Origin of the sequence: Rhodococcus sp. NPDC057014 (assembly GCF_042673295.1) — a bacterium.
Lineage (GTDB): Bacteria > Actinomycetota > Actinomycetes > Mycobacteriales > Mycobacteriaceae > Rhodococcus_F.
In genome coordinates this window covers 1-21,653 of sequence record NZ_JBHUSF010000018.1, presented here as the reverse complement: position 1 = coordinate 21,653, position 21,653 = coordinate 1, and the positions used below count along the sequence as shown (strand labels likewise).

Annotated in this window: 25 protein-coding genes and 2 tRNA genes; 12 read left to right on the top strand and 15 right to left on the bottom strand. The window is 68.5% G+C overall.

The window, feature by feature from the left end:
* Positions 1-3: 3 nt before the first annotated feature.
* The 3 genes from ACFTZB_RS06215 to ACFTZB_RS06205 are packed head-to-tail and all read right to left on the bottom strand — an operon-like array spanning position 4 to position 2,117.
* Entirely contained in the window at positions 4-795 is a 792-nt protein-coding gene (locus ACFTZB_RS06215) for a VOC family protein (RefSeq protein ID WP_378430590.1), read from the bottom strand.
* 24 nt (positions 796-819) lie between these two features.
* Positions 820-1,803, bottom strand: a complete 984-nt coding sequence (locus tag ACFTZB_RS06210) for a TIGR03086 family metal-binding protein (RefSeq protein WP_378430589.1) — start codon at positions 1,801-1,803, stop codon at positions 820-822.
* Entirely contained in the window at positions 1,803-2,117 is a 315-nt protein-coding gene (locus ACFTZB_RS06205) for an ArsR/SmtB family transcription factor (protein WP_378430588.1), read from the bottom strand. Before ACFTZB_RS06205 ends, ACFTZB_RS06210 begins: the two co-directional genes overlap by 1 nt.
* 94 nt (positions 2,118-2,211) lie before the next feature.
* Here ACFTZB_RS06205 and ACFTZB_RS06200 point away from each other — a divergent pair, with 94 nt between their 5' ends.
* Together ACFTZB_RS06200 and ACFTZB_RS06195 are read left to right on the top strand one after the other, a co-directional pair.
* Positions 2,212-2,844, top strand: a complete 633-nt coding sequence (locus ACFTZB_RS06200; protein WP_378430587.1) for a maleylpyruvate isomerase family mycothiol-dependent enzyme — start codon at positions 2,212-2,214, stop codon at positions 2,842-2,844.
* Between the two features lie 154 nt (positions 2,845-2,998).
* Entirely contained in the window at positions 2,999-4,000 is a 1,002-nt protein-coding gene (locus tag ACFTZB_RS06195; RefSeq protein ID WP_378430586.1) for an alpha/beta hydrolase, read from the top strand.
* Between the two features lie 40 nt (positions 4,001-4,040).
* Here the strand turns inward: ACFTZB_RS06195 and hisC are convergent, their stop codons facing one another.
* Positions 4,041-5,117: a histidinol-phosphate transaminase gene (gene hisC, locus ACFTZB_RS06190; RefSeq protein ID WP_378430585.1), complete on the bottom strand. Its 1,077-nt coding sequence runs from the start codon at positions 5,115-5,117 to the stop codon at positions 4,041-4,043.
* Between the two features lie 61 nt (positions 5,118-5,178).
* On the opposite strand from hisC, the gene ACFTZB_RS06185 reads away from it, so the two are divergent.
* The 3 genes from ACFTZB_RS06185 (at position 5,179) to ACFTZB_RS06175 (ending at position 6,213) form a co-directional block, all read left to right on the top strand.
* On the top strand, positions 5,179-5,904 hold the full coding sequence (locus ACFTZB_RS06185) for a dienelactone hydrolase family protein (protein WP_378430584.1): 726 nt from the start codon (positions 5,179-5,181) through the stop codon (positions 5,902-5,904).
* Positions 5,905-6,003: 99 nt separating this feature from the next.
* Positions 6,004-6,095 (top strand) — tRNA-Ser (locus ACFTZB_RS06180).
* 45 nt (positions 6,096-6,140) lie between these two features.
* A tRNA-Arg gene (locus tag ACFTZB_RS06175) sits at positions 6,141-6,213 on the top strand.
* Between the two features lie 54 nt (positions 6,214-6,267).
* On the opposite strand, the gene ACFTZB_RS06170 is transcribed toward ACFTZB_RS06175, so the two are convergent.
* Positions 6,268-6,693 carry an ArsI/CadI family heavy metal resistance metalloenzyme gene (locus ACFTZB_RS06170; protein ID WP_378430583.1) on the bottom strand — a complete coding sequence of 142 codons (426 nt, stop codon included), beginning with the start codon at positions 6,691-6,693 and terminating at the stop codon, positions 6,268-6,270.
* Positions 6,694-6,786: 93 nt separating this feature from the next.
* On the opposite strand from ACFTZB_RS06170, the gene ACFTZB_RS06165 reads away from it, so the two are divergent.
* Complete coding sequence (locus tag ACFTZB_RS06165; RefSeq protein WP_378430582.1) at positions 6,787-7,146, top strand: Rv2640c family ArsR-like transcriptional regulator; 360 nt, start codon at positions 6,787-6,789, stop codon at positions 7,144-7,146.
* Between the two features lie 3 nt (positions 7,147-7,149).
* Here ACFTZB_RS06165 and ACFTZB_RS06160 read toward each other — a convergent pair whose 3' ends face one another.
* Entirely contained in the window at positions 7,150-7,623 is a 474-nt protein-coding gene (locus ACFTZB_RS06160) for a hypothetical protein (protein ID WP_378430581.1), read from the bottom strand.
* A gap of 74 nt (positions 7,624-7,697) precedes the next feature.
* Positions 7,698-8,063 (bottom strand): nuclear transport factor 2 family protein, encoded by a 366-nt coding sequence (locus ACFTZB_RS06155; protein ID WP_087561567.1) that lies wholly within the window; start codon positions 8,061-8,063, stop codon positions 7,698-7,700.
* 103 nt (positions 8,064-8,166) lie between these two features.
* Here ACFTZB_RS06155 and ACFTZB_RS06150 point away from each other — a divergent pair, with 103 nt between their 5' ends.
* Positions 8,167-9,078, top strand: coding sequence for a LysR family transcriptional regulator (locus ACFTZB_RS06150; protein WP_378430580.1), 912 nt, complete (start codon positions 8,167-8,169; stop codon positions 9,076-9,078).
* Positions 9,079-9,082: 4 nt separating this feature from the next.
* Here ACFTZB_RS06150 and ACFTZB_RS06145 read toward each other — a convergent pair whose 3' ends face one another.
* Genes ACFTZB_RS06145 through ACFTZB_RS06135 form a run of 3 tightly spaced genes read right to left on the bottom strand, consistent with a single transcriptional unit; the run spans position 9,083 to position 11,984 of the window.
* A complete protein-coding gene (locus ACFTZB_RS06145) occupies positions 9,083-9,850 on the bottom strand; it encodes an SDR family oxidoreductase (RefSeq protein WP_378430579.1) in 768 nt (255 codons plus the stop codon).
* On the bottom strand, positions 9,847-10,587 hold the full coding sequence (locus ACFTZB_RS06140) for a fumarylacetoacetate hydrolase family protein (protein ID WP_378430578.1): 741 nt from the start codon (positions 10,585-10,587) through the stop codon (positions 9,847-9,849). Before ACFTZB_RS06140 ends, ACFTZB_RS06145 begins: the two co-directional genes overlap by 4 nt.
* Positions 10,584-11,984, bottom strand: coding sequence for an MFS transporter (locus ACFTZB_RS06135; RefSeq protein ID WP_378430620.1), 1,401 nt, complete (start codon positions 11,982-11,984; stop codon positions 10,584-10,586). Before ACFTZB_RS06135 ends, ACFTZB_RS06140 begins: the two co-directional genes overlap by 4 nt.
* Positions 11,985-12,211: 227 nt before the next feature.
* On the opposite strand from ACFTZB_RS06135, the gene ACFTZB_RS06130 reads away from it, so the two are divergent.
* Positions 12,212-13,285: a D-2-hydroxyacid dehydrogenase gene (locus ACFTZB_RS06130; RefSeq protein WP_378430577.1), complete on the top strand. Its 1,074-nt coding sequence runs from the start codon at positions 12,212-12,214 to the stop codon at positions 13,283-13,285.
* Positions 13,286-13,303: 18 nt separating this feature from the next.
* Here the strand turns inward: ACFTZB_RS06130 and ACFTZB_RS06125 are convergent, their stop codons facing one another.
* Together ACFTZB_RS06125 and ACFTZB_RS06120 are read right to left on the bottom strand one after the other, a co-directional pair.
* A complete protein-coding gene (locus ACFTZB_RS06125; protein ID WP_378430576.1) occupies positions 13,304-13,642 on the bottom strand; it encodes an SHOCT domain-containing protein in 339 nt (112 codons plus the stop codon).
* Positions 13,643-13,670: 28 nt separating this feature from the next.
* Positions 13,671-14,099, bottom strand: a complete 429-nt coding sequence (locus tag ACFTZB_RS06120; protein ID WP_378430575.1) for a DUF6325 family protein — start codon at positions 14,097-14,099, stop codon at positions 13,671-13,673.
* A gap of 183 nt (positions 14,100-14,282) precedes the next feature.
* Between ACFTZB_RS06120 and ACFTZB_RS06115 the strand changes: the two genes are divergently transcribed.
* The 4 genes from ACFTZB_RS06115 (at position 14,283) to ACFTZB_RS06100 (ending at position 19,402) form a co-directional block, all read left to right on the top strand.
* Positions 14,283-15,527, top strand: a complete 1,245-nt coding sequence (locus ACFTZB_RS06115; protein WP_378430574.1) for a cation:proton antiporter — start codon at positions 14,283-14,285, stop codon at positions 15,525-15,527.
* Positions 15,524-17,092 carry an MFS transporter gene (locus tag ACFTZB_RS06110; protein ID WP_378430573.1) on the top strand — a complete coding sequence of 523 codons (1,569 nt, stop codon included), beginning with the start codon at positions 15,524-15,526 and terminating at the stop codon, positions 17,090-17,092. Before ACFTZB_RS06115 ends, ACFTZB_RS06110 begins: the two co-directional genes overlap by 4 nt.
* Positions 17,093-17,195: 103 nt before the next feature.
* Positions 17,196-18,512 (top strand): serine hydrolase domain-containing protein, encoded by a 1,317-nt coding sequence (locus ACFTZB_RS06105; RefSeq protein WP_378430572.1) that lies wholly within the window; start codon positions 17,196-17,198, stop codon positions 18,510-18,512.
* Positions 18,513-18,589: 77 nt separating this feature from the next.
* Positions 18,590-19,402 (top strand): NAD(P)H-binding protein, encoded by an 813-nt coding sequence (locus ACFTZB_RS06100; protein WP_378430571.1) that lies wholly within the window; start codon positions 18,590-18,592, stop codon positions 19,400-19,402.
* A 170-nt stretch (positions 19,403-19,572) separates the two neighbouring features.
* Here the strand turns inward: ACFTZB_RS06100 and ACFTZB_RS06095 are convergent, their stop codons facing one another.
* The 3 genes from ACFTZB_RS06095 to ACFTZB_RS06085 all read right to left on the bottom strand — a co-directional run bounded on the left by ACFTZB_RS06095 (position 19,573) and on the right by ACFTZB_RS06085 (position 21,509).
* A complete protein-coding gene (locus tag ACFTZB_RS06095) occupies positions 19,573-19,842 on the bottom strand; it encodes a hypothetical protein (protein ID WP_378430570.1) in 270 nt (89 codons plus the stop codon).
* 104 nt (positions 19,843-19,946) lie between these two features.
* Positions 19,947-20,348 carry a very short patch repair endonuclease gene (locus ACFTZB_RS06090; RefSeq protein WP_378430569.1) on the bottom strand — a complete coding sequence of 134 codons (402 nt, stop codon included), beginning with the start codon at positions 20,346-20,348 and terminating at the stop codon, positions 19,947-19,949.
* A gap of 15 nt (positions 20,349-20,363) precedes the next feature.
* Positions 20,364-21,509, bottom strand: a complete 1,146-nt coding sequence (locus ACFTZB_RS06085) for a DNA cytosine methyltransferase (protein WP_378430619.1) — start codon at positions 21,507-21,509, stop codon at positions 20,364-20,366.
* Between the last annotated feature and the right edge of the window lie 144 nt (positions 21,510-21,653).

The window sequence follows — 21,653 nt, the reverse complement described above, 5'->3', positions numbered from 1 at the left end:
GGTCTACTGATCCTGCCGTTCCTCGGGCGTCATGATGCTGAACGTCGCGCCCTGCGGGTCGGCGACACCGGCGATGCGGCCGACGGTGGGGATGTCCATCGCCTCTTCGACGATCGTGCCGCCGAGTTCGACGACCTTGGCGGCGCTCGCGTCGACGTTCTCGACGGCGAAGTACACGCGCCAGTGATTCGGCGTGCCGGGCGTCATCGGCTGACCGCAGCCTCCGACCTGATCCCCGCCCACCTCGAGCAGGTGGTACGTGTACTCCGGCCCCATGGACATCGTCGACGAGGTGATCCCGAAGACGTTTTCGTAGAACGCGAGGGCCTTGTCGACGTCGCCGGTGTTCAGTTCGTTCCACAGGCACGCCCCCGGGTCGCCGACGAGCGAGGCGCCGATGTGCCGCTTCGCCTGCCACAATCCGACCGCCGCCCCGGTGGGGTCGGTGACGAAGGACATGCGGCCGGCGTCCGAGATGTCGAACGCGGGCATCAGCACCTGGCCGCCGGCGCCGGGGACCTTCGCGGCCGTCGCGTCGACGTCGTCCACCGCGATGTACGTGTTCCAGTTCGCGGGCGCCCCCGCCTTCGCCGCGTCGGGTGGCAAAGGCGCGATGGCAGCGACGTTCTCGCCGCGCACGGTGGCCATCGAGTAGACGGGGCCCTCGGGCATCGGCCGGTCGTCGTACTCCCAGCCGAGCAGTTCCGAATAGAACTTCTTGGCCGCGTCCTGATCGCTGGTTTGGAGGTCTACCCAGCTCGGTGTTCCCTGGGCGTATTCCGACTTCGTGGGCATGACTGGACCTTTCCGTGTGAGGTGTCAGGCCGCCGGGACGGGGTGGCGGCCGCTGTAGGCGATGAGCCGGGTCACCGCGTCGCTGGTGTGTGGGGCGGTGACGGGGTCGTCGAACTCGACGGCTTTCCTGCCTTCGGGCGAGATGATCTTGTGGGCCAACGCCAGCACGTATTCGGCGAGCGGCTCGGAAACGGTCACGTCGCCCTCGGTCGCTGCCGCGAAATCCCAGGCGTGGATCAGGAATTCGATCGACAGGATCCCCGCGGCGACGGTTGCGGGAGCGTTGTTCGGACCGAGAGTCACGGTGCCGTCGAGGCCGCGAGTGCGCCACGCTTCCAGCGCGGGCTGGGCGAGGTCGGCGATTCTGGCCTCGACCGGTTTGCCGGGGTCGTCGTCGAATGTCGCGCCCGCCGCGCCGCCGAGGGCGGTGATGGAACCGGCCAGATGATCGGCGAGTTGCGAGACGGTGAACTCGGTGCACGGTGTCTGCCTGGGCATGTCCTCGGCCGTGACGCCGCGCAGGACACGTTGCACAACCGCCAATGTCGCCTCGGCGCTGGACAGTTCGTCGAGTGGGTCCGGTGCGGCTGCCCAGTCGTCGGGCCCGGCGTCGCTCGTCTGCGCGGCGGCGACGAGCCGGTCGAGGTAATGGTTCCAGCCCTCCGCGTGGCGGGCGGCCTGTTCGGCGTTCAGCCCGTCGTGCACGAGGCGTACCTCGGTGCCGCCGGCGGTCGGGGTGAGAGTGACCGTCACCGTCGACGATCCCGGTGGGAGTTCGTCGTCGCCTTCCCAGCCCCATCCGAACACCACTCGCTTGCCGGGCACGACCTCCCGGAAGGTGCCCGCCGCCGAGTGCCCGGGAACGACGGTCCACCGGTACTCGCCGCCGGCCTGCAGGTCGACGCGGGCCGCGACGGTCTGCCACCGCCGCAATCGGTCCGGTCTGGTGACGAGATCGAACGTGGCGTCCGGGTCCAGCGGGACGACGACGGTTTTGTCGAATGGCATCAGCTGTCTCCTTGGGATCCTGTCTCGTCGGTGGCGTCCGCGACGAGGCGGTCGAGTTCGTCGATCCAGAAGGAGTCGAACAACGTGCGGAGCTGTGCGAGTCCCTGAGGATCGAGCCGGTAGTACCTGAAGCGTCCGTCCTTGCGCGCGGTGACCAGCCCGGCCTCGGTGAGCACCCGGAGATGTTGCGAGATCGCCGACCGGCTCGCGGGGAAGTGCGCGGCGAGATTGTTGACGGTCTGTTCGCCTGCGGTCAGCAGTTGCATGAGGCGTCTCCGGGTGGGCTCAGCTGCGACTTCCAACTGATCGAGCACGGTCAATACGTTAGTCGTGACTAACGCGTTGTGCAATGGGTCTCGCCGCCGACGTCCCGAGGTGGGAGAATTCTTGGCGACGAGGGAGTGAAAAATGACAACGTCAAGCCCCTGGCCCACGATTCACCGAGAACGCCGCGCCCTGGCGGACGACCTCGAACCGCTGACCGACACCCAGTGGTCGACGCCGTCGCTCTGCGAGCGGTGGACGGTGCGGGACGTGTTCGCGCACATGACGGCGACGGAGAAGATGACGCCGCCGAAGTTCGTCGGAAAGCTTGTCGGGTCGGGATTCCGGATCAACACCATGTTCGAGAAGGACATCGCACACGAAGAGGAAGGAACACCGGCGGAGTCGCTCGACGAGTTCCGGGCGCACATGGCCGACTCCACCCACCCGCCGGGCCCGATCGACGCCATGCTCGGCGAGATGATCGTCCACGGTGAGGACATCCGCCGGCCGCTCGGCATCGCACACGAGTACCCGATGGACGCCGTCGTCCGCGTGGCCGACTTCTACAAGAATTCGAACCTGCTGATCGGGTCGAAGTCGCGGGTCGCCGGGCTGACGCTGCGGGCCACCGACACCGACTGGACCACCGGATCGGGACCGGAGGTCTCCGGCCCGATGCTGGCGCTCGTGCTGGCGATGACGGGCCGGCGCGCCGCGCTCGACGAACTCGGTGGAAACGGTCTGGACCAGTTGAAGTCGGCCCTGCCCCAGTAGCGGCCGGACGTCCGCAGCCGGGTGAACCGTGGTGACTACAACGTGATCACGGTGGAGCACACAGCTGTCACAAAACCTCTAAGCTCTTGTTGACCGGACGCATTTTGTACTGTGCAATCGGGGTCCACACAGTCCGGGGAAGAGGGTTTTCTTTATGCGTCGCGAAGCAATGGCTGCTGTCGGTCTGGCAGTGTCACTGACCCTTCTGGGGCCGGCGTTCACTGCTGTGGCCGATCCGGCGCCCGCTCCGGTCGCGCCCCTGGGCAACGGCGTCGCGAGTGTCGACAAGATCGTCCCGCTCACCGACACCCGTAGTGCCGTCTTCATCAATTCGCCCGCCATGGGCCGCGTCGTGCAGGTCCAGGTCCTGCACCCGGCCGGTGGCGGTTCGCGGCCGTCGCTGTACCTGCTCGACGGCGTCAGCGCCGGTGCGGAGTCGGACTTCCGCGAAAGCACGTGGACGCAGAAGACGGACGTCGTCCAGTTCTTCGCCGACAAGAAGGTCAACGTGGTGCTCCCGGTGGGCGGCACCGCCAGCTACTACACCGACTGGTTGCAGCCCGACCCCACGCTGGGGGTCAACAAGTGGGAGACGTTCCTGGCCAAGGAACTCCCGCCGATCATCGACGAGAACTTCAGCGGCAACGGTGTCAACGCCGTCGCGGGTGTGTCGATGGGCGCGATGGGTGCCGCCAACCTCGTCACCAGGCACCCGCAGCTCTACCGCGGACTCGCGGCCTACAGCGGATGCCTCGACAACTCGAACCCCAGCTCGCGTGATTCGGTCCGTGGCACGGTGGCGTTCAAGGGCGGAAACCCGGCCAACATGTGGGGTCCGGACACCGATCCCGCCTGGACCGCTCACGATCCCTCGGTGAACGCCGAAGCGCTGCGCGGCAAGCAGATCTACATCTCCACCGGCAACGGTCTTCCCGGACCGTACGAGATCACCGGAGACATCGCGTCCACGATCGCGGTGGGCGGCCCGCTCGAGGCGGCGGCGAACCTCTGCACGCAGACGTTCCAGCAGCGCCTGACCCAGCTCGCGATCCCGGCCACGTTCACCTACCGCAACTTCGGCACGCATTCGTGGCCGTACTGGCAGGACGAACTGCGCACGTCGTGGCCGGTCCTGAAGAGTGCGCTCGGCATCTGACCGGGCGTTCTGCCGAGGGCGACGGTGACGTCGCGAGCGTTTACGCCCGGACGGCGGCGTTCGCGATCGAACGCGCCTCGGTGCTCGTCGCGAACGCGAGGAACGCGTCGTTCTCCGCGGGATCGCCGATCGTGATCCGCACCCCGTCGTCGCCGTAGGGGCGCAGCAGAACACCGGCCTCGGCGCTGGCCGCACCGAACGCGCCGGAGCGGGTGCCCAGCGGGAGGTAGACGAAGTTGGCGGCCGACGCGGGCACCTCGTATCCGGCGGCGAGCAGGGCGTCGCGCACCCGGTTCCGCTCGGCGACGACGCCGTCCGTGCGGGCCAGCAGTTCACCGGCCGCGGCCAGCGACGCGATGGCGGCGGCCTGCGCGACGGCATTGACCGCGAACGCGATGTGGACCTTGCTCAGCGCGGTGACGACCGCCGGATCGGCGACCGCGTATCCCACGCGGATGCCGGCCAGGCCGTACGCCTTGGAGAACGTGCGCAGCACCACCACGTTGGGGCGTCCGCGGAACAGGGCGACGCCGTCGGCGTCGGACCGGTTGTACTCGAAGTAGGCCTCGTCGAGGGCCACCAGGACGTCGCCGGGAACGGCGTCGAGGAACCGCTCGAGTTCGGCCTTCGTCAGCGCGTTGCCGGTGGGGTTGTTCGGGTTGCAGACGAAGATCAGCCGGGTGCGATCGGTGATCGCGGCCAGCATCGCGTCGAGGTCGTGCCCGTGGTCGGCGGTGAGGGGAACCTTGACGGGTGTCGCCCCGGCGACCTGGGTGACCACGGGATAGGCCTCGAAGGAGCGCCACGCAAAGATGACCTCGTCACCGTCGTTGCACGTGGCCTGCACCAATTCCTGGCACAGGCTCACCGAACCGCACCCCGCGGCGATGTTCTCCGTGGCCACCCCGAGGTGATCGGCAAGGGCGGCGATCAGGGCGACGTGACCGTTGTCCGGGTACCGGTTCGCGCCCGCGACGGCGTCCGCGATGGCGTCGCGCACGCTCGGCAACGGGCCCAGCGTGGTCTCGTTGCTCGCCAGCTTGATCGCGCCCGGAAAATTCTTGCCGGGGATGTAGGCCGGGATGGTGTCGAGGTCTGCCCTGGTTCGCGGAGTCACCAGGCGATTATGCGCCTCCCGATCCACTGCGCCGACGCCCCCTTCGTGCCAAGGTAGGGACATGTCGGGATTCTTCAGGGACAGTGCAGCCCTGCGGACGTCCGGAGACGCGCCCGTAGACCCGCAGAGGCGCGTTCCGCTCACCGCGGTGGAACCGGACGGTCCGGCGCGGGGCGGGATCGTGATCCTGCACGAGTCGCGCACGTTCAGCGACGCACTCCTCGAACTGATGCGTTCGCTCGCGATGGAGGGCTGGGTGACGGTCGCGCCGCACCTCTTCCACCGGGAACCGGCGACCAGCGACGCGGAGGTGTTCGGCGACGCCCTGTTCGCCGACTTCGACGCCACCTTCGACTGGCTGATCGCGCGCGGGATCTACGCCGACTGCGTGGGGGTGCTCGGTTTCGACGACGCCGGGACCGCCGCCCTGCTCGTCGCGACGACCCGTCCCGTCGGTGCCGCCGTGAGTGTCGCCGCCCCCGGGATCGTCGAACCACTGTCGGAGGATGCGCCCGCGCTCGTGCACGCGGCGCCCGGGCTGAAGGCGCCGTGGCTCGGTCTGTACGGGGAGGACGATCCGTCCACGCCGCCGGATCAGGTCGAGATGCTGCGCGACGCCACCGCCAAGTCCGACGTCGCGGGGCTCGTCGTGAGTTACGCCGGTCTCGCGCACCGGGCCGACGAACCGCCACAGGTGCCCGACGGCCGGGACGACGACCCGGGCGCCCAGGCCATCGTCGACGCGCAGCGGCGGATCTTCGACTGGTTCGACGTCAACCTGCGGTAGACCGGCCATTCCTGCGCGCTGACCAGCCGTTTTGCCTTTGTGGTGGAAAGGTGTGTAATCTTTCGCACCGGCGGTCCGAAGGGATCGGAACCACCCCAGGGAGGCGTGCCAGAGCGGCCGAATGGGACTCACTGCTAATGAGTTGTCCCTTTTACGAGGGACCGGAGGTTCAAATCCTCTCGCCTCCGCCACACCGGGCCTAGTCGGCCGGTGAGAGTTAGACAACTGAAAAGCACGCGCCCGTAGCTCAACGGATAGAGCACTTGACTACGGATCAAGAGGTTAGGGGTTCGAATCCCTTCGGGCGCACAAAGAAGCCCCGTCGACTGCAGTGATGCAGATGGCGGGGTTTCTCTCTGTCGGTCAGCAGCAGGTGGCCCCCTCGGCATCGGGGTCGAGGTGCCGGGGGCTCGACCCGAACGTGTCGGAGTCGGCGAGGACGGTGTAGACCTCCCACTTCTCGCCGGCGGGACCGGTGACCCACACCTTGTCCTGGGTGGCGAAGCAGCAGGTGGTGCCGATCTCCTCGTCGGTGAAGAGGCCCTCCGCGGTCAGCCGGGTGATCTCCTCGTGGACTTCGGCGCTCGATTCGACCTCGACGCCGAGGTGATTGACGGTGCCGCCCTTGCCGGGGTTCTCGAGCAGCACCAGTTTCAGGGGTGGCTGCGCGATGGCGAAGTTGGCGTATCCCGGCTTCAGTTTCGCGGGCCGGGTGTCGAACAGTTTCGAGTAGAACGTGACTGCCTCCTCCAGATCGTCAACGTTGAGGGCGAGTTGGGCGCGGGACATGACAACCTCCACCTGTGTGACATATGTCGAATTACTTGCCTTCACAGAATCCCACCTTTTTGACATAAGTCAAGAAGGTGGGATCATGAACTCATGCCCAAGACGCTGCCGGTTCTCGATGTGTCCGCGCCGATCTGCTGCGCGCCCGTCTCGGCCGCCCCGATGACCGACGAGGCCGCCCTGCACCTCGCGCTCCGCCTCAAGGCACTGGCCGACCCGGTCCGGATCAAGCTGATGTCGATCCTGCTGACCGCGAGCGACGGCGAGGTGTGCACGTGCGATCTCGCGACCGGCGTGGGACTGTCCGAATCGACCGTCAGTCACCACCTCGGCCAGCTGAAGAAGGCGGGAATGGTTCAGGCCGTGCGCCGCGGCATGAACGTCTTCTACGGCGCTCGACCGGATGCCCTCGACGCACTGCGGGTCGTCCTCGACCCCCACTGCTGCACCTGACGGTCACGACGTTCGCGTGCTCGATTCGAGGCCGATGGTGGTGGTCGTCGCACCGAGGCCGATCCGCGGCCAGCCGGCGGTGACCGAGATGAAGCCCGACGCGGGGATCGCGTCGAGCCAGTAGTGCGGCTCGGTCCGGTACTCGGGCGGCCCGCTCCCGCACGGCTTCGACGCCGCCGCCGGATGGTACGGGTCGGCCTCGCCCTCGATGTCGTCGACGCGCGCCCGCACCGACAGGTAGGACCACCGCGTCGAGGGATCGTCGGGATCGGACAGCGAGCGGGTCTCGTACTGCGCCAGCTCCGCGGGCCTGCCCGTCGCGGTCAGTGCCATCCGGAGCTGGAGGCCGTCCGGGAACGCCACGATCTCGAACAGCTCGAGCGTGAGGTGGTCTTCGGCCGTGAGGATCAGGGGGCCGTGGACCCGATGTCCTCCGGTGGTGGGTGGTGCTACTGCCGGCCAACGCGGTCTGCGCATGACCCCTATGATCCCACCGATCCGAATGCAGATGCAATGGTGGACAACGAAGTTCATGCCGTGTAGAGGCCGGCTCAGCTGGTGGGCGGGACGAATTCCGGCTGGTCGAGGAGCCGGAGCCAGGTTCCGTCCGGCTGCCTGCGGACGACCTGCGCCCGCGCGCCGGATCCGTCCTTCGGCGGGGTGGACGTGAGCGCGATGTCGTCACTGATCAGGGTGGGGAGCGGCGTCTCCGGTTCGAAGTGCGGCGCGTTCGCGAGCACCGACTCCCACAGCTTCCGGATGGCGGCCCGGCCGACCGTCCGGCTGCCGGGCGGGTACGCCATGACGGCGTTCTCCTCGTACAGGGCGGCGACTCCGGCCGCGTCGCCCGCGTTGCTGCGCTCGACGAACAGTCGGGTGAGGTCTTCGGGGTTCTGGGCCTTCTCGTAGTCGGTCACCGGGAATCCTTTCGTGGATGGATTGGGCTGTCCCTTTCCAGGGTGGTGCCGACGCAACCGGAAGTCCAACAGATAGTTCTGCTGAATACTAGAATCATTGGTTATGGAACTGAGGCAGCTGGAGTACTTCGTCGCGGTCGCCGAGGAAGCGAACTTCACCCGCGCCGCGGAACGAGTCCACATCAGCCAGTCGGGGATCAGCGCGCAGATCCGGCAGCTCGAGCACGATCTCGGCGCCACACTGATCGACCGCTCCAGCAGGACGGCGACGCTCACGGCGGCGGGGGAAGCGGCGCTGCTGCACGCCCGCGCGGCACTCGCGTCGGCCGACGCGATGCGGCAGGCCGTCGACGACGTGAACCAACTGATCCGGGGCAGGCTCGTCGTCGGGATGGTCACCGCGTGCACCATCGAGCCGCTGTTCGACGCGCTGTCCGCGTTCCACGTCGCCCACCCCGGGATCGAGATCACGCTGACGGAGGACAGCTCCGACCGCCTCGTCGAACGCGTCCGCGCCGGTGGGATCGATCTCGCTCTCGTCGCCACCTCGACCGCCCCGCCGAAGGGGCTGGACGCCTTCCCGATCATCAGCGAGGGGCTGGTCGCCGCGGTGTCGCCGGATCATCCGCTGGCGGGGCAGTCGCGAGTCACGCTGGCCGAACTCGGCGACCATGCGATCGTATGTATGCCGACCGGAACGGGCATCCGGACGGTGTTCGACGAGGCGTGTGCGGCCGCAGGCCTCCGCACCGACATCGCCCTGCAGGCGAGCGCACCCGACGCCGTCGCCGACCTCGCGATCCGCGGGCTGGGGGTCGCGATCCTCAGCGAGTCGATGGCCACGGACTACCGGGGACGGTTGACGGCCGTCGCCCTCGACGGCGTCGACATCCCGGCCGTGCTCGCGCTGGTCTGGAAGAGCCTCGGGGGTCCCGCGCTCCGCGAACTCGTCCGGCACACCCGCCGCTCCTTCGGGGACGTGCAGACCGAACCCGCCGCCGCTGTCGGCCGGTGACTCCTCACACCACCGACGTCATCCCGCCGTCGACGAAGATCACCTGACCGTTGACGTACCGGGAGGCATCCGACGCCAGCCACACCGCCGGACCCACGAGGTCGTCCGGGGTGCCCCACCGGCCCGCCGGCGCGCGGCCGCGGAGCCAGGCGTCGAACTGCGTGTCGTCGACGAGGGCCTGCGTCATCTCGGTGTGGATGTAGCCGGGCGCGAGGCCGTTGATCTGCAGCCCGGAGCGGGCCCACTCCGCCGTCATCGCGCGGGTCAGATTCCGCAAACCGCCCTTCGCGGCGGTGTACGGCGCGATGGTGGGCCGGGCCAGGTCGCTCTGCACCGAGCAGACGTTGACGATCTTCCCGCTCCCACGGCCGATCTGGAACCGGGCGACCGCACGCCCGACGAGGAAGGCGCTGGTGAGATCGGTGGTGAGCACCCTGTTCCAGTCCTCGAGCGTGACGTCGAGGAGCGGCTGGCGGTGTTGCAGGGCAGCGTTGTTCACCAGGATCTCGATCGGCCCGACCTCCGACTCGATCCGCTCGACGGACTCGGTCACCCGCTCGGGATCGGTGACGTCGAACGCGTACGCGTGGACCCGGTTCTCGCCGAACTCCGCGCCGAGCTGCTCGCGGGCCTGCGCGAGACGCCCGGGCGACACCCCGTTGAGCACGATCGTGGCTCCCGCCCCGGCCAGGCCCCGCGCGAGTGCGTAGCCGATTCCGCGGCTCGAACCGGTGACCAGGGCGATGCGCCCGGACAGATCGAAGAGGTTCACGTCGCACCCACCGGATTGCTCAGCGTGCCGATTCCGCCGAGCGTGATCTCGGCGCGGTCGCCCGGTCCGACCGGGCCCGACGTCAACGGGCACCCCGTGAGCACGACGTCTCCGGGCCCCAGCGTCAGATACCGGGTGAGATGGACCAGCTGCTCGGACACGTTCCAGGCGAGCTGCTCCGTGGACGCCTCCGCCACGATGACCCCGTTGACGCGCACGGTGATCGGAACGTCGCCGGGGTCGAGTTCGGTTTCGATCCACGGCCCCAGAGGGGTGAAACCGTCACCGTGTTTGGCCTGGGTGAGCTTGTCGTCCAACGCGATCTGATCGACGGCGGTGACGTCGTTGCCGATCGTGTAGCCGAGGATCGCGGACGGGACGTCCTCGGGGCGCAGGTTGCGGCACGTGCGCCGGATGACGACGGCCAGCTCGCCCTCCGCGACGACCTTCCCCAGCCGTTCGTCGACGACGATCGGATCTTCGGGGCCGATCACCGTGCGCGCCGACTTCATGAACGCCTGCAACGGGAGGTCGCGATCTCCGGGTGCGCCGTTGTGCGCCATCCCGAGCAGGACCCGCGGTTCGGCAGGCGCGAGCAGGCGCGCCCCGTCGACGTCGTGTGCGGGTCCGGTGAACGTCACGGTGTCCACGAATGGGTCGGCGACCTCGTGCCAGCGACCGTCCCGCAGGCACACCGGCCGCGGTCCCGAATCGGTCGCGATGCGGGCCAGCCTCATGCGCCGACCCGATCCTTGGACGGGGCAACGGCATCCGGTCCGTGCACCGGATCGGCCATCGCATCCCACGCGAGCCCGAGGTCGCGGCCACGGGTTTCGGGTGTCACGAATGTCGTGGCGAACGTGATGACGCTGAGGACCAGCACGTAGATCGCGAGCGGCACCCACGAGTTGTTCATCAGCGACAGCAGCAGGGCGCCGACGAAGGGTGCGATGCCGCCGGCGAGGATTGCGCTCGTCTCCCGGGCGACCGCGACGCCGATGTAGCGGTGACGGTTTCCGAACAGCTCCGGCAGGGCGGCGCACTGCGCGCCGAGCATCACGTTGACGCCGATCCCGTAGCTGACCGCGAGGGTCGCGACCACGAGGTAGGGGTTGCCGAGCGAGAGCAGCCACCACGACGGGACGGCGAGGACGAGCTGCAACGCCGCACCGAACCGGTACACCCGCATCCGGCCGAAGCGGTCCGACAGCGCGCCCGAGAACGGGATGACGAGCATGCCGATCGCGGCGCCGCAGGCGATGGCGAGCGGTCCGATCGACTTGCTGACACCCACCACCGTCGTCACGTAGCTGATGCCGAGGGTCTGGAAGATGTACGAGCCGCCGTTCTCGGCCATCCGCAGGCCGATGCCGCGGAGGACGCTGGGCATCGAACTGCCGATCAGTTCCCGGAACGGGCTCTCGCTGATTTGATCCTGCTTCTCCAGCTTGATGAACGTGGGGCTCTCCTGCATGCGGAGCCGGATGAATACGGCGACCGCGATGAGGAAGACGGACGCCAGGAACGGCACCCGCCACACCCAGGCGAGGAGCAGTTCACGATCGATCTGACCGAGGATCGCGAAGACCCCCGACGCCATCAGGGTGCCCACCATGATCCCGACGAACGGGAGTGCGGAGAAGAAGCCGCGTCGCGGGGTGGGCGAGTACTCCGCCATGAGTGTCGTGGCACCGGCCTGTTCGGCGCCGGCGCCGAAGCCCTGCAACAGTCGCAGTGCGACCAGCAAGATCGGCGCCCAGATGCCCACCTGGGCGCCGGTGGGCAGCACGCCAATCAGGGTGCTCGCACCGCCCATGATCGCGATCGTGATCATCAGGACGGCCTTGCGTCCCATGCGGTCGCCGAGGGCGCCGAAGAACAGACCGCCGAGGGGGCGGGCCAGGAATCCGACGGCGTACGTGCCGAAACTGGCCATCAGCGCGGCCGACGCGCCCATCGCGGGGAAGAACAGCTCACCGAAGATCAGCGCCGACGCCAGGCCGTACAGGGCGAAGTCGTAGTACTCGAGTGCGCTGCCGATGGAACTGGCGAGCGTCGCGCGTTTGAGGTTCGCGGCATAGTCCGGGTCGTCCGAGGCGCGCACCGGTCGGGTGGATCCACTGCCTTCCGGCATTTTCGATTCTGGCGACATCTTCTGCTCCGTTGTGGGACGGGACCACGTTCATCGCGGTCACAAACAGGTCGGTGCAGTGACCCAGGTCACTGGCATGGCGAGGACCCTACCGCGCAACGAGCTATTTGTCATACGTAATTGGAAGTGTTGACTGAATCACATGATTAGTGCAGAGTTTTTATTCTGAACATATGGCCAGAGTTGGTCCTGTACCGAAGGAATCCGCAGTGAGTGCACACGACCCGAAGCCGCACGAGCGGCGACTCCGCGTAGTCGCCGCGACCCCCGTCAGCGAAGAACTCATCGACCTCGTCACCCGGGCGGAGCCGCGCATCGACTTCATCCGCGAGCAGGAGCTGCTGCCGCCCTCCCGATTTCCGGGTGATCACTCCGGCGACCCGTCGTTCACCCGGACCGCGGAGCAGCAGAAGGCCTTCGACGACCTGGTCGATTCGGCGCAGGCCCTCTACGGCGTACCCGACGAGACTCCCGCGGCGCTGACGAGAACGGCGCGGGTCAACCCCGGCCTCCGCTGGGTGCACACGATGCCGGCCGGCGGCGGCGCCCAGGTGAAGGCGGCCGGACTCACCGACGAGCAACTCCACCGCATCGCATTCAGCACATCCGCCGGCGTGCACGCGGAACCGCTCGCCGAGTTCGCCGTCTTCGGACTGCTGGCCGGCGCCAAGACCCTCCCGCGGCTACTCGCCCAGCAGCGCGACAAGGCGTGGAGCGGCCGGTGGGCCATGGGAACCGTGTCCGGGCAGCGCATCGTCATCGTCGGGCTGGGCAGCATCGGCCGGGCGACGGCACTGAAGCTGAAGGCCCTCGGCGCGACCGTCGTGGGAACGAGCAGGCGCGACACCGCGGTCGAGGGCGTCGACGAGATCGTGCACCCCGACCGCCTGGCGGACGTGGTCGGCGATGCGGACGGCATCGTCGTGACGCTTCCCGGAACCAGTGCCACCGAAGGCCTCGTCAGCGCAAAGGTATTCGGCGCCGTCAAGCCCGGTGTGACGGTGGTGAGCGTCGGCCGCGGCACCGTCGTCGACGAGGTCGCCATGACCGCGGCGATCGAGGACGGACGCGTCGGATTCGCCGCGCTGGACGTGTTCGCGTCCGAGCCCCTCGCGTCGACAAGCCCGCTGTGGACTCACCCGAACGTGCTGGTCAGCCCGCACACCGCGGCATTGAATCCCGCGGAGGACCGTCTCATCGCGGAACTGTTCGCGCGCAACGCCACCCGCTTCCTCGACGGCGAGGAACTGATCAATCGCGTCGACACCGTCGAGTTCTACTGAGGATTCGGCACCGCCGCGTCAGGACGCGAGCAGCTTCGCCTTCGCTGCGGCGAACTCCTCGTCCGTGAGCACGCCGGCGTCCTTCAAACGGGCGAGTTCCTGGAGGCGGGACACCAGGTCGTCGCCGCCCGCGGGTGCCGGTGGTGGCGGAGGCGCCTGCTGTTGTGCTGCTTGCTGTTCCGCGTACTGCTGCTGCGCCGCCTCGTCGATCCGAGCCTGCTGCTCCGCCTCCTTGTTGGCGGCGCGCCGGTTCATCGCGTTCGACGTCGCCCGCGCGGTGCCGGTGATGACCGCAGTCCGGGCCACCGTGCCGAGCAGCCCGGGGCGTCCCATACGGCGTGGACCCCTGAAAACCATGTCGTTGCTCCGTTTCCGTTCGTGACCGTCAGACCGCGGCGGCGATGGCCGCCTCGACCACCTCGCGCGGGATGTGCAGGTGGAGAGCGACCTCGCCGCCGGCGTGCCGGGATGCGGCGGCGAGCTTGCGCGCCCACGTCTGCTCGTACACGAGTGCCACAGCCGACGTGCCCGGCTCCAGTGATTCGCGCACCACCTCGAGATCCTCGTCGCTGATCAGCGCCTTGGCTTCGAGGGACAGGGCGGCGAGTCCGATGCTGTCGAGGTCCTCGTCCACCTCCACCTGGCGCAGTGTGCCGTCGGCCCCCTTGGAGACGAACACGAGATCGAGGATGGTGATCACGCCCTGGGCGACCACCTCGCGGAACGTGTCGATCACTGCGGGATCGGCCCGCTCACCCGGAAAGGTGAGAAACAGGAACGCGACCGGACCGACATCTTCAGCTGAAATCGACATCTTCTCTCCCTGCGCTGGGGTGCCCTGGTGTCGATGATCGCGACCGGCCCGGGGGTGCGCATCATCCACGACGGGTGATTCCGCGCGGCGCCGTTCATCCCTTACGGATGATGACCCGGGGTCCGGGTTCTGTGAGGCTCGAGCGCAGTGCCGGTGCCGGGTGGTTCGAGAGACGGGTGATGCATGCCTTCCGTGGGAGCCTCGCTTTTCTGGATCGTGGCGTGCGCCGTGATCGCCCCGCTGCTCGCCGGGCTGTTCCCCCGCAAGCTGGTGCCCGAGGTCGTGCTCCTGCTCGTCGCCGGGATCGTCGTCGGCCCGCACGTCTTCGACCTCGCGGTCGCGGGCAGCGAGATCGACCTGCTGCGCGACCTGGGGCTGGGACTGCTGTTCCTGCTGGCCGGCTACGAGATCGACACGGCCGAGATCACCGGTCGCGGCGGCAGGCGGGCGCTGCTGACGTGGCTGATCTCGCTGGCGCTGGCGTTCACCGTCGTGTCGCTGCTGAGTCTGGCCCACGTCGTCGACGCGGGCACGGCGGTCGCCATCGCCATGACGTCGACCGCGCTCGGCACGCTCCTGCCGATCCTCCGGGACGCGGGCGGACTCGATACCCGGCTGGGCAGGACCATCCTCAATCATGGCGCGTTCGGCGAACTCGGTCCCGTCGTCGCGATGGCGGTGCTGCTCGGGTCCCGTGGGTCGGTGGCGTCCATCGTGGTCCTCGGGCTGTTCACGGCCGCGGCGGTGCTGGTCGCGTTCATCCCCGCCCGCGTGCGACGGGAGGGCTCCCGGATCACCGCGATCATCCGGTCCGGGTCGGAGACGACGTCGCAGACCACGGTCCGGCTGACGATGCTGCTCCTCGTCGCCCTCACCGTGCTCGCGGCGGAGTTCGGCCTCGACACCATTCTCGGAGCATTCGCGGCGGGATTCATCCTGCGGCGCGCCACCCCCGAAGGCGACGAAACACTCGAAACCAAACTCGACGGCCTCGCGTTCGGTTTCCTGATCCCCATCTTCTTCGTGACGTCGGGCATGGCCATCGACGTCGCCGCGGTGGCGTCCGAACCCGGCGTCCTGATCGCGTTCGTCCTGCTGATCCTGCTGGTGCGGTCGGGACCGGTCTACGTCGCGGGGAGATTCGACCGGGGCCTCAAGGGCACGGACCCACCCTTCACCGTCCGCGAACGCACCCAGCTTGCGCTGTACGCGGGAACCGGTCTGCCGCTGATCGTCGCCGTCACGGGAGTGGCCGTCGACTCGGGCGACATGACGTCCGCCAACGCCTCCGTGCTCGTCGCGGCGGGTGCGATCACCGTCCTCCTCTTCCCGCTCGCGGCATCGTTGCTCGCGTCGACGCCCGAACCGGTGGCCGACTCGACCGGCCCCGGCGCACGAGGAGACCAGAACCCCGGGAGCAGACCGTGACTCGAACCGAATCGACGCAGGCGCCGGCCCGGGCCACACTGACCCTCGCGACCCTCATCCTCGTCGCCGCCGTCGCCAACCTGAACCTGTCCGTCGCGAACGTCGCGCTCCCCGACATCGGCCGCGCATTCGACGCGAGTCAGACGCAGCTGAACCTCGTCGCCGTGGCCTACTCCCTCGGGCTGGCCGCGTCGGTCCTCTACCTCGGGGCGCTCGGCGACCGCTACGGGCGCAAGCAGATGCTGGTGCTCGGCATGGCGCTGTCACTGCCGGCGTCGGCGATCGCGGGTTTCGCCGGGAACTTCGAAATACTTTTTCTCGCACGAGTTCTCGGCGGCGTCTCCGCCGGGCTCGCGTTCCCCACCACCCTCGCGATCATCACCGCGCTGTGGTCGGGACCGCCGCGCACCAAGGCGATCGCACTGTGGTCGGCTCTCGGGGGCGCGATCTCCTCGCTCGGACCGATCGTGTCGGGGGCGCTCCTCGAGCAGTTCCATTGGGGCTCGGTGTTCCTCGTGACTCTTCCGCTCGCCGGTCTCGCCCTCGTCAGCGCCATCCTGTGGGTGCCCGCCCACGTCAACGAAACGACCGATCCCGTCGACAATCTCGGCGGCATCATCTCCGTCGTCTTCATCGCCGCCCTCATCCTCGCGATCAATTTCGCGCCGGTGGACGGCTCCGGTGCACTCGCCGTCGGTCTCGGCCTGATCGCCCTCGCCGCGGGTGCCGCGTTCTTCCTGCAGCAACGGCGGGCGGCGCACCCACTGTTCGATCTGCACGTCGCCGCCCGCCCGACGTTCTGGGTGGCCGCCGTCGGCGGGGTGATCGTGTTCGGCGCCTTGATGGGAGCGATGTTCATCGGGCAGCAGTTCCTCCAGAACGTGCTCGGGTACTCCACGCTCGCCGCCGGATCCGCGATCATCCCGGCCGCCGTCGCGATGGTCGTCGTCGCACCCCGCTCCGCGAAACTCATCGAATCGCACGGCTCCCGGTTCACCCTGCTCCTGGGTTACCTGTTCGTCGTCCTCGGACTGGTCGTCGCGCTGGTGTGGTGGGACGAGAACGCGACGTACTGGTGGGTGGCACTGGCCTACGCGTTCGTCGGTATCGGGGTCGGATTCGCGGGAACCCCGGCGTCGCGGTCGCTGACCGGTTCGGTGCCGGTGTCGCGGGCCGGCATGGCGTCGGGCACGTCCGACCTGCAACGCGACCTCGGTGGCGCGATCATGCAGTCGATCCTCGGCGCGGTGCTCACCGCCGGTTACGCCAAGTCGCTGTCCGCCACGATCGCCTCGTCGCCGGACGCCGGCCAGATCAACGCGGAAACCCAAGCGGCGCTCACGAAGTCGTACTCCAGCGCCGAGGTGCTCGCGGAACGCTATCCGCAGTACGCCGAGCAGATCATCGCGGCCGCCCGCAGCGCCTTCCTGGACGGCGACGACCGCGCGTACCTCGCCGCGATCCTGGTGGTGTGCGCCGGGGCGCTGGTGGTGTTCTTCTTCTTCCCCCGCCGCGACGAGGAGAAGCGGCTGCTGGCCGAATACGCGACCGAGAGTGCGCCGTAGGGCGAACGTACCGTCGGTCGCCTCGGAAGCGCCGAAAGGTACATTCGCCCGGCGGTCGCGGGGTAAATTCCCGAGAGGGGCACCTCGACGACGGGACCGCACGATGACAGCTCAGGTCGTGACCAAGACGAATCGGCGACGGGGCCTCGCGGCGGTCGCGGCAGCATTGCTGCTGGTGGTGGCGTCAGCGTGCTCCGATGACTCCTCCTCCACGGGCACCTCCGCGACCTCGACGACGACGCAGACAGGATCGCCGGGGGCCGAGGCGGGCGCCGGCCAGATCGACCCGGGTGTCGCGGACCGGCTCGACGAGGCGATCGAGAAGACGATGTCGATGGCGGCGATTCCGGGTGCGATCGTCGGTGTGTGGGGGCCGGACGGTGACTACGTGAAGGCGTTCGGCGTCGCCGACAAGTCGACGGGCGCCCCGATGGAAACCGACTTCTATCACCGGATCGGCAGTGTGACAAAGACGTTCACGGTCACGGCACTGCTGCAACTGGTCGACGAGGACAAGGTGGCCCTCGACGACCCGATCTCGAAATACGTGGAGGGCGTGCCGGCGGGTGACCAGATCACGCTGCGTCAGCTCGCCCGGATGCAAAGCGGGCTGCCCAACTACACGGCAAACAAGGACTTCCAGCAGGCGTTGCTCTCCGATCCGATGCGGGCATTCACGCCGCAAGAACTGCTGGGTTACGCGTTTACGCAGCCCGCGTCGTTCCCGCCCGGTCAGGGTTTCGAGTATTCGAACACGAACACGGTCCTGCTGGGGCTCGTCGTCGAGAAGGTCGGCGGACTACCGCTCCCGGAGTACGTGTCGCAGAAGATTCTCCAGCCGCTGAAGATGGCGGACACCAGTTTCCCGACCACCAACGCCTTCCCCGAACCGCACGCGCAGGGCTACACCGAGCAGACCCTGGACGAGAAGGAAGCCGTCGCCACCGAGTGGAATCCGTCCTGGGGATGGGCGGCAGGGGCCATGATCTCCACCCTCGACGACCTGCGCATCTGGGCGCCCGCGCTGGCCACCGGAACACTGCTGCAGCCGGCCACGCAGGCGCAGCGGCTCGAGACGGTGACCGCGCCGGGGCTGGCATCCGACGTCGGCTACGGTCTGGGCATCTTCGACATCGCGGGCTGGATCGGGCACAACGGCAGCCTCCCCGGCTACCAGACGGTGTGCATGTACCTTCCCGAGAAGGAGACCACGGTCGCGATCATGCTCAACACCGACGTCGCCTACGAGGACAGCGAACCGAGCACGGCGCTGGCGGGAGCCGTCACCGAGATCATCTCGCCGGAACACATCTACCGGCTCAGGCCCGGGGTGCAGAACCCGGACGCGTCGTCCCCCGCCACGCCGACGCCGTCGGAGACCCCGGCGCCGTCCACGACCCCCGCCCCGCCGACCAGCTGACCCCCCATGTGAGTGGCAAAGCGTGCCCGCGCACACTTTGCCACTCACGTGCCCGGGCGCGGTAGTAGCGTGCAGCCATGACGATTCTCGTGACGGGGGCAACCGGGAACATCGGCCGAATGCTCGTCGACCACCTGCTCGCGCGGGGTGCGACGGGCGTCCGGGCCCTCACGAATCATCCTGACAAGGCGCAACTTCCGGATTCGGTCACCGTTGTCGAGGGATACCTCCGCAGACTCGACAGTCTGCCCGCGGCGTTCGACGGCGTCGATTCCCTCTACCTCGCACCGACTCCCGACACCGCCCCGGACGCACTGCGCCTGGCGAAGCAGGCCGGAGTGCGGCACGTCGTCGACCTCTCCGGCCCCCACGACGGCCATTGGGGAGACGTCGCACGCGCCGTCGAGGCGTCGGGTATCGACTGGACGCACCTGTGGCCCGGCGAGTTCATGGAGAACGCGGGAATCCTGGCACCGCAGATCGCCGCAGGCGACACCGTGCGTGAGCCCTACCCGACCGCGGCGAACGCGCCGATCGCCATGGACGACATCGCCGAGGTCGCGGCCGTCGCCCTCCTCGACGGCGGGCACGCCGGCAAGTCGTACGAACTCACCGGTCCCGAGACGATCACCCGCGCCGACCTCGTCCGGGAACTGGGCGCCGCCCTCGGCCGGAACCTCGAGTACCGGCAGGTGCCGTTGGACGAGGCGGTCGAGGTCCTGACACCGGCGATGGGGGAGTACGCCCGCTGGTACCTGGAGGGGATGGCGGGCCTGGTCGACGCCCCTCAGCAGGCGAATCGCCTCGTCGAGCAACTCACCGGACGCCCGGCGACCACGTTCGCGCAGTGGGCGTCGGCGCACGCCGCCGAGTTCAGCGGTTCGGGGTGAGCGCGATGACGGGAATCGGGGAGATCGTGCCCGACAGGGTAGACCGTCGTCAGGCCCGGCGAACCGCGTGCAGGACGGTGTCGTGAATCGTCACGGGACGCCCGTCGGGGTCACGTGCCTCACGGGACGGAACCGCCGACACGAGAATCTGTTGCCGGAACGGCAAGCGGTTACGGGCTGGAGAACGTGTAGATCCGGCACCCGCTCATGTTCGCGGCCGACACGACTCCGTCGGCTCGCGCGAAGTCGCCCTTGGCGGAGAGATTGTTCGCGAGGGCGGCCTGGTCCTCGCAGAAACCCTGGTCCGCGGGATTGGCCGGGGGATTGCTGATGTACGTGTCGCCGGGGGCAGCCACCGCATAGGGCACCGGACCGACGAGTGGGACGGCCGCTCCTGCAATCGCAATGGAGGCCGCCGCGACGATACGGCGGATCATCATGCGCCTCCGAATGTGGTTCGAACGGTTGCTGATGACACCATCCTGCACCGATCCGGCGTCGGCGACCAGACCCCCAAGGGGTGGGAAGTGCAACACCTTCACCGTCAGCGGCGCAGGGCCGCCTGCACCCGGTCCGCGGCGACCACCGGATTCTCGTGCTCCCAGATCCGCACCACCGTCCACCCGGCGTCGGTGAGCGTCGAGTCGGTGTCCCGGTCGCGGGTGACGTTCCCGGCGAGCTTGTCGGCCCACCACTGCGCGTTGTTCTTCGGGAACGTCGCGTGCTGCGGGCAGCTGTGCCAGAAACACCCGTCTACGTACACGGCCACCTTGAGTCGCGGAAACACCAGGTCGGCGCGCCGCCGCACGCCCTTCATCGGCGCCCGGTCCACGAAGTACCGGACCCCGCGGCGATGCAGTTCGCGGCGCAACGCGAGTTCGGGTGCCGTGTCGCGCCGCCGCTGCGCCCGCATCCGGGCGCTGGTCGCGGGGTCGGTGGCGGGCATCGCAGGTCCGTCCGGCTACGCGGCGGCCTCGGGGAAGCCGCCCATGCGGTCGAGGTGGCTCTCGACGTCGTCGATGAAACCGGGCACGAAACGCAGATTGCCCATCCGGGCCCGTTTCAGGAACCCGGCGGTCGCGCGCGCCGACAGCAGCCGGGTGTCCTCGAGGAAGCCACTGAGATCCTCGTACGGCTCCTGCACCGGCCACGTCGACGTGTGCACGCGGAAGGCCTGACGGTTGCTGCCCCACGCCGCGACGGGCCACGCGTCGCCGGGCTTCATCGGCGTTTCGATGCCCCGCTCGTACTCGGCCGGCTGGAGCAGCCGCCGCCCGACCCACGACGCCATCCGCACACTCACCGCGTTGCCGACGAGCTTCCACCGATGACTGTTCCGCAGACCGGGGACCAGCGCGGCGGGCGCCGTCCAGTCGGGGTCGAAGCCCTGCAGGCGTTCGGCGTCCACGAGACCCGGGGTCACGATCTCGCCCGACGGCAGTCGCACGGCGGGCGGGCTCGCGATCCCGACGGACGAACCACCCTTGAGCGTGGGCACCGCGTTGACCGCCCACCCGAGGCCGCGGGTGCCCTCGGTCCAGTAGAAACCGCACGGGAAGTCGGTGGGGTCGTCGACGGGGCGTTCCCCGGCGTCCTCACCGAACAGGACCGCGCGGGGATCCTCGGTCCGCGAGGCGAGCATCAGTACCCGCTGCCGGCGCTGGGGGAGTCCGAACGCGCGCGCGTCGACCACCCGGTACGCCCACGTGTAGCCGAGGTCCGCGAGGGCGTCCGTGATGTGCCTCATAGCCGCCCCGCGACCCAGCTGCAGCATGAACGGCACGTTCTCGATGAGGAGCCAGCGCGGGCCCTTCTTCCGCTTCACCAACCGGAACACTTCGTCGACGAGACCGGAGCGTGCACCGGTGATGCCCGCGGTCCGGCCGGCCTGGGAGAGGTCCTGGCAGGGGAATCCGGCGGCGACGAGTTCGATGTCCTGGGGGAGGGACCGCAGCTTGGTGACGTCGGAATGCACTGGGACGTCCGTGAATCGGGTACGCAGAACCGCCTGGGCGCCCGGGTCGATCTCACAGAGCAGTTCGGTGTTCCAGCCGTGCTCCCTCAGACCCAACTCGAGCCCGCCGATACCGGCGAACAGGCCCACCATGCTCCCGGTTGACGTCACGGCACCCTTCCTCACGAACCAGTCACCCGAGAACGTTACTCGAGATCTGTGGCCGCTTTGACCAACGACCCGTGAGTACTTCTTAACCGCGGGCGGTTAAGAAGTACTCACGGGTGGCGCAGCCAC

Excerpts from the sequence above, each read along its gene's own strand:
- ACFTZB_RS06160 (WP_378430581.1), bottom strand. The coding sequence starts at position 7,623 with ATGCGCAGACCGCGTTGGCCGGCAGTAGCACCACCCACCACCGGAGGA.
- ACFTZB_RS06105 (WP_378430572.1), top strand. The coding sequence starts at position 17,196 with ATGACAGCTCAGGTCGTGACCAAGACGAATCGGCGACGGGGCCTCGCG.
- ACFTZB_RS06090 (WP_378430569.1), bottom strand. The coding sequence starts at position 20,348 with ATGCCCGCCACCGACCCCGCGACCAGCGCCCGGATGCGGGCGCAGCGG.
- ACFTZB_RS06140 (WP_378430578.1), bottom strand. The coding sequence starts at position 10,587 with ATGAGGCTGGCCCGCATCGCGACCGATTCGGGACCGCGGCCGGTGTGC.
- ACFTZB_RS06200 (WP_378430587.1), top strand. The coding sequence starts at position 2,212 with ATGACAACGTCAAGCCCCTGGCCCACGATTCACCGAGAACGCCGCGCC.
- ACFTZB_RS06185 (WP_378430584.1), top strand. The coding sequence starts at position 5,179 with ATGTCGGGATTCTTCAGGGACAGTGCAGCCCTGCGGACGTCCGGAGAC.
- ACFTZB_RS06165 (WP_378430582.1), top strand. The coding sequence starts at position 6,787 with ATGCCCAAGACGCTGCCGGTTCTCGATGTGTCCGCGCCGATCTGCTGC.
- ACFTZB_RS06170 (WP_378430583.1), bottom strand. The coding sequence starts at position 6,693 with ATGTCCCGCGCCCAACTCGCCCTCAACGTTGACGATCTGGAGGAGGCA.
- ACFTZB_RS06085 (WP_378430619.1), bottom strand. The coding sequence starts at position 21,509 with ATGGTGGGCCTGTTCGCCGGTATCGGCGGGCTCGAGTTGGGTCTGAGG.
- ACFTZB_RS06215 (WP_378430590.1), bottom strand. The coding sequence starts at position 795 with ATGCCCACGAAGTCGGAATACGCCCAGGGAACACCGAGCTGGGTAGAC.
- ACFTZB_RS06115 (WP_378430574.1), top strand. The coding sequence starts at position 14,283 with ATGCCTTCCGTGGGAGCCTCGCTTTTCTGGATCGTGGCGTGCGCCGTG.
- ACFTZB_RS06125 (WP_378430576.1), bottom strand. The coding sequence starts at position 13,642 with ATGGTTTTCAGGGGTCCACGCCGTATGGGACGCCCCGGGCTGCTCGGC.
- ACFTZB_RS06120 (WP_378430575.1), bottom strand. The coding sequence starts at position 14,099 with ATGTCGATTTCAGCTGAAGATGTCGGTCCGGTCGCGTTCCTGTTTCTC.
- ACFTZB_RS06100 (WP_378430571.1), top strand. The coding sequence starts at position 18,590 with ATGACGATTCTCGTGACGGGGGCAACCGGGAACATCGGCCGAATGCTC.
- ACFTZB_RS06135 (WP_378430620.1), bottom strand. The coding sequence starts at position 11,984 with ATGCCGGAAGGCAGTGGATCCACCCGACCGGTGCGCGCCTCGGACGAC.
- ACFTZB_RS06210 (WP_378430589.1), bottom strand. The coding sequence starts at position 1,803 with ATGCCATTCGACAAAACCGTCGTCGTCCCGCTGGACCCGGACGCCACG.
- ACFTZB_RS06150 (WP_378430580.1), top strand. The coding sequence starts at position 8,167 with ATGGAACTGAGGCAGCTGGAGTACTTCGTCGCGGTCGCCGAGGAAGCG.
- ACFTZB_RS06195 (WP_378430586.1), top strand. The coding sequence starts at position 2,999 with ATGCGTCGCGAAGCAATGGCTGCTGTCGGTCTGGCAGTGTCACTGACC.
- ACFTZB_RS06095 (WP_378430570.1), bottom strand. The coding sequence starts at position 19,842 with ATGATGATCCGCCGTATCGTCGCGGCGGCCTCCATTGCGATTGCAGGA.